This is a genomic window from Mesorhizobium sp. M7A.F.Ca.US.014.04.1.1, assembly GCF_003998745.1.
Taxonomy (GTDB): Bacteria; Pseudomonadota; Alphaproteobacteria; order Rhizobiales; family Rhizobiaceae; genus Mesorhizobium; species Mesorhizobium ciceri.
The window spans coordinates 1-843 of record NZ_RZRW01000496.1; the positions used below are offsets into that span (position 1 = coordinate 1).

Here is an 843-nt window from a genome sequence, read left to right on the forward strand (position 1 = left end):
GGCGGCCGGCTGGTGCGGATTGAGCTTCTTGAGGATCGCGTTTTCCGGATCCTCGGGCAGCAGGCTTTCGAGCTTGGCGCCGATTTGTTCGAGCAGCGGCCGCGACTTGGCCTCGGTGACCCAGGCTGGTGCCTTGGCGCCGGCCAGCCAGTTGAAGAACAGCAGGGCGACGGCAACGACCAGGATGCCGCGCGCGGCGCCGTAAAGGAAACCGAGCGTACGATCGAGCGCGCCGATCCGGGAATCGATGATCCAGTCGGCGAGCTTCATGGTGATGACCGAGACGACGATCAGCGCGATGATGAAAACCACGCCGGCGGCGGCCGCCATGGCGACCTTTTCATTCTCGATGTAGGGAGCGAGGTAAGGCACGACCGGCTTGTAGAAGAAGAACGCCGCCGCTGCCGCCGCGGCCCAGGAGACGACGGACAGGACTTCGCGCGAGAAGCCGCGAACCATGGCGAGCATCGCCGAAACCAGAGTGAAGCCGACGAGAATTCCGTCAAGCAGCGTAATCGGCATGTCTTTCGCCCCACTCCATGAGCCGCATTATAGCGCCGAACATCGGGCTCTGGGTCCGATGCTCTAGTCTTCTTCGTCCACGCGGCTTCGGCGTGAGCCGGCTATGCGTGCCACGAGGTCGGCAAGCTCGGTCGGCTGGAAAGAACCGGCCCCGATCCCCCCGGCCAGTTCCCCGCTGCCCGAGGGCAGAACCGCGCTTCCAAAACCCAGCTTTTCGGCTTCCTTGAGGCGCTGTTGCGCATGCGCAACCGGCCTCACGGCGCCCGAAAGGCTGATTTCGCCGAAATAGACGCAATCGGCGGGAAGGGCAAGACCGGTGGG

General features: G+C 64.3%; 1 protein-coding gene and 1 pseudogene. Both read right to left on the minus strand.

The genetic code is table 11. The features are described from left to right. On the minus strand, positions 1-522 hold a 522-nt coding region (locus tag EOA22_RS25960), incomplete at its 3' end, for a CvpA family protein (RefSeq protein ID WP_164755818.1). A 63-nt stretch (positions 523-585) separates the two neighbouring features. Beyond that, positions 586-843 (minus strand): annotated as a pseudogene (locus EOA22_RS39070) (DNA repair protein RadA); the annotation flags it as partial.